Origin of the sequence: Aquimarina macrocephali JAMB N27 (assembly GCF_000520995.1) — a bacterium.
Lineage (GTDB): Bacteria > Bacteroidota > Bacteroidia > Flavobacteriales > Flavobacteriaceae > Aquimarina > Aquimarina macrocephali.
Genome location: NZ_JACA01000088.1, coordinates 1 through 4,094 on the forward strand (window position 1 = coordinate 1; position 4,094 = coordinate 4,094).

General features: G+C 29.2%; 4 protein-coding genes. All 4 read right to left on the reverse strand.

The genetic code is table 11. From position 1 onward, the window contains the following. Positions 1–225 precede the first annotated feature (225 nt). The 4 genes from Z054_RS0127105 to Z054_RS0127120 all read right to left on the reverse strand — a co-directional run bounded on the left by Z054_RS0127105 (position 226) and on the right by Z054_RS0127120 (position 4,027). Positions 226–897: a hypothetical protein gene (locus Z054_RS0127105; protein ID WP_024773106.1), complete on the reverse strand. Its 672-nt coding sequence runs from the start codon at positions 895–897 to the stop codon at positions 226–228. Between the two features lie 228 nt (positions 898–1,125). Next, positions 1,126–1,674 (reverse strand): hypothetical protein, encoded by a 549-nt coding sequence (locus tag Z054_RS0127110; protein WP_024773107.1) that lies wholly within the window; start codon positions 1,672–1,674, stop codon positions 1,126–1,128. A 152-nt stretch (positions 1,675–1,826) separates the two neighbouring features. After that, positions 1,827–2,414 (reverse strand): CPCC family cysteine-rich protein, encoded by a 588-nt coding sequence (locus Z054_RS30725; protein WP_024773108.1) that lies wholly within the window; start codon positions 2,412–2,414, stop codon positions 1,827–1,829. Positions 2,415–2,608: 194 nt separating this feature from the next. After that, positions 2,609–4,027 carry a hypothetical protein gene (locus tag Z054_RS0127120; RefSeq protein WP_152538702.1) on the reverse strand — a complete coding sequence of 473 codons (1,419 nt, stop codon included), beginning with the start codon at positions 4,025–4,027 and terminating at the stop codon, positions 2,609–2,611. Positions 4,028–4,094: the final 67 nt, after the last annotated feature.

The window sequence follows — 4,094 nt, forward strand, 5'->3', positions numbered from 1 at the left end:
TTTAAAATACGATTTTTATATTGCTGCTAACATTAAATATATGGCAAGTATGGCAGAAAACAAGCGATTATTTTCGGTTTAGCCACAAGCCAAATCTTTTGTATTTTGTTTTAATTTTTTTCTTTTAATACCAAATCAAAAGATTTGGCGACTTTGTAAATAGACAATAGCCTTTGGGTTAAACACTAATCGCCCTATTTGCTATATATAGTATTAGCTGTTTTACTAATTTTCAAGTTTTTCAAAATCATAATATTTATCAGGAAATTTGTATTTAATATAATTTGCAAAATCACCTTCTTTTAGTTTTCTAAAGTCCGATTTTAAAAAAGGAGTAATATTTGCTTTTAGTTTATCATAATCATTTATCAAGTCTTTCCACAAGACAATCTTATTATCAATAAAATCAATTATTTTAAGTAAATCAATCTCGTTAATTCCATAAACATTAATGTTATTATGATGTCTTAAAACACTCGTCTCTTCATATTCTTCTTCATACTCGTGAATATTCCCGTGCAAATCAATTACTCTTTTTAGTCCTTTAGGTATATCTTCCAGCTTTTCAAAGAATATACCTGGGTAACCAAGTATATATCCTTTAGAATCAATCCCTTTTGATTTCAAATCTTTTTTTAAATCAAGAGAATATATGGTAGGAATTATTTCAAGATTAACATAATCTCCAGGCATATTACTTCCACTTGACCAAAATGCTATTTCTATTTTTATACTCTTGTCATTATAAGTTAGTTTTGGTCTGGATTTAGCATATCTCCAACCTTTAGGAATATAATATTCGGCTATTTCATCGCAAACAGCTTTAAATATATCTTTACAGGGAGTATTTTCATTATAATTATTCAGAATACTATCTTCCTTCCATTTCCAATTCATCTAAATTTATGTTTTTGAGGTATTACCGCTAACGGCTCAGTGTATGGAACGTAGCGAGTAAAAAGATACTACATTTTGGATTTATCACAGAGCCAATTTTTTATATTTTGTTTTAATTTTTAAGTTTTAAAGCCAAATTAAAAACTTGGCGATCTTTGCAAATAAAGACAAACCTTTCGGTTTAGTACTTATTAGCTATGTTTTATACACCGTGTTGCCAGTAGTTTTTCATTCCTTTTTGTTCAGTTTAATAGGGTTTGGGTTTTCAGGTAATCCGATTAACTTATCATCATAAAAATACATTTCTTGGATTTCCCCATTCCACCATTTCAACACAATACTATCTCCTCTTTTTTCATTCATTCCCATTTCAATTACTGTCAGAGAATCCACTGGGTTTGGGTTCAATTCATAAATTCCGTAAGTATTCGGGTTTTCGGAAATTCTTAATTGAATATTTCTCTCCTCAATTTTAAAATCATATATAGTTTGCGAGTAAGGATTATTCTCCAAGTATGAATTCCAGAAAAATGAGAATATCCAATAACAAACTATTGTATTGAGGAAAAATAAAATCGAAAGTCTTTTTCTTATAAAGAAAGTAATAATTCCAATCAGAATGTTTACTCCGAATATTTCAAGTCTGTGAGATTCAACTCCAACAGACATAAATGGGTAAGGTTTAATATTACTAATCCAATATTTCATAAGTAAAATATCGATTAGCAAAATCAGAATTCCAATTCCAATTAATAATCTTGTTTCTGATTTCGTCATTCTCTAATTGCTGGCAACGTGTTTGTGTATGATTTCGTTGCGTGTTTCAGCAACTAAATTAGTAAACTAAAACGAACCAGAAGAAATTCCGAAGGAATTTCCAAGTAGGCTAGAACTAGCAATGAATTATACACGTTGTTGCCAGTAGTACTTTATTCCGTTACTAAATCCGTCAATACTTCTTTTCCTTTATTTTCGTATTCTTTCCAAATTGGGTCTGATATATCTGCATTCATAAGTTTATTTTCATCAATGCTATTCATTCGAATACGATGCTTTTTAAATATCTCTAAAACCTGTTTTGGGTTTTGATTTATTTTTCCATTCAAACTGTCAGCTAAATGAGTTAAAATTCGTCCAATATTTATTCTGTTTTGGGTTAGAGATAAATCCGAATTTGGTCCACCCCAAATTTCATCGGCTTTTGGGTCATCTTGATTGTCATCTTCCCAATTGCAAACTTCGCAAATATCATAACTACCACGTTCTACAAGAGTTGGATATCCGCAACCAGGACAAGTAAATAAATTCAAATTGTTTTCCTTAATGTAATTGTCAAACGTAAGTCGCTTTTTTCTGAATTCAGATAGGATTTGTTTTTCCAATTCAGTTAATTTATCAGATTCAAACTTTTCAGGGTAGTTCGATTCGGTCATAATTTCAGTTCGTTTTTCAGTTTTAGTTTTTTGTCCACAGCCAATAAATAAAATCAAAATTAATAGGTTAAAAATTATTTTCATTGGTCTGGTCGTATTACTGGCAACGTCTCGTATAAGAAACGTATGGCAGTTAATAAGCGATACGTTTCGGATTGGTACTAAGCCAAATATAAATATTTTGCTTTTATCATTTTTCGTAAATGCCAAATTTTATATTTGGTGACATTGCAAATAAGTACAGACCTTTCGATTAAGCAATAAAGCCTTATGTTTTCTTATACATTGTTACCTGCTGGCTTTTCTTTTTCAAAATCCCAATATAATTGAACATAACCATTTATTGCTTCAAGTCTTAATGACAAGTTTTCAAATTTCCATCTTCTACCTTTCCACTTTTCTTTATTAAATTCATTCTCTTTTAATCCGCCTTTATTTTCTATATCATTCCCAAAATGTTTTAGTAATCTATCAAGGAGTTTTTCAACTTCTTTGTCTATTATAAACCAATTTGTTGGTTTGTTTTGACTTAAAAAAATCAAAATTTCTTGTAAGTTTTCCTTAGGTTGAAAACAGATAATCTTATTAAAGAAACCAAAAAGAAAATATGGTAACAAGTATGTTCTGCAATTCCCATCTTCGGATTTGGATTCGTAATAATTATCAGATCGTAAAAAGTCTTCCATAATTTTTAGATCAAGATCGTAATCTTCATTTTTCAAGAATTTTTTGTAAAAATCTAGAAACTCATCTGGCTTAAAAACTCCAGTATTTATATTTAATTCTTCAAATACTTTTTTTGTTTTTTTATAGGATCTATTATCATTTATAACATAAAAATTACAAGTAGAGGCAAAGGAAGCGTGAAAAGCATCGTCAGTTGTATTTTTAAATGTTTCTTTTCTCCCTTTTTTAATCTTTACTTTATCTTCTTGATAACCGTGCATATCTAGTTTTAAATACTCATTTGAAATATTGTCAAACCATTTAGGAGCGTTTTTGTATTCAGGTTTAAAATGTTCAGGACTGAAGCCTAATTTATCGTATTTCTTCTCAATGAATTCGAAAGGTTTTTGCGTATCAAAGATTTTGTCTCTATTTATCTCAGTTCCTTTTTGGATTATTTGTCTTAAGTCTTTATAACCTTCTAATTCGTTTAAGTTAAAATTCATTTCACTAAAACTTTTAAAGAAACCTTCCATTGTAGGGTTTTCTTTTAAGCCAGGAAATATTTTTTCCATAACCTCTGAACTTTCGGGTGTTTCAAAAGCTTTTTTAAAGGAGTCTTCTAAAGGTAAAGATTTAAGGATATTGAACATCGGTTTTAAAAGACTACTCGCAAACGGATCATTCTCAAAAATTTTCGTTAGTCCATCAATACTTATGTCATTGAAAGTCTTTTTGTCGTTAATATTCTGTTCAAATAATTCTCTTGGAGGATATATATCTAAAATTATTCCTTTTCCATTATTGAAAAGGCAATAATCATTGGTTATTCTAGAAATAAAGTCTAAGTCAGAATTTATATAATCTTGTTGTTTAGATGTTTCTTTAAAACTAGAAGATATATCATTAATATGTGAAGTTGAAAATGGGATTAATAAATCTTCATTGTTTAATATTAGCTCTTTTAACTCTGAGTGTTCCCCACTTTTCATTTGAGATAGAACATTCCAGTCAAAATAAACTTTTATCATAATTTTGTTTTTCCGAATCCATTTTGCGCTTGCAGGTAACGTTTAATATATGTGTCGTAGCTGCGCA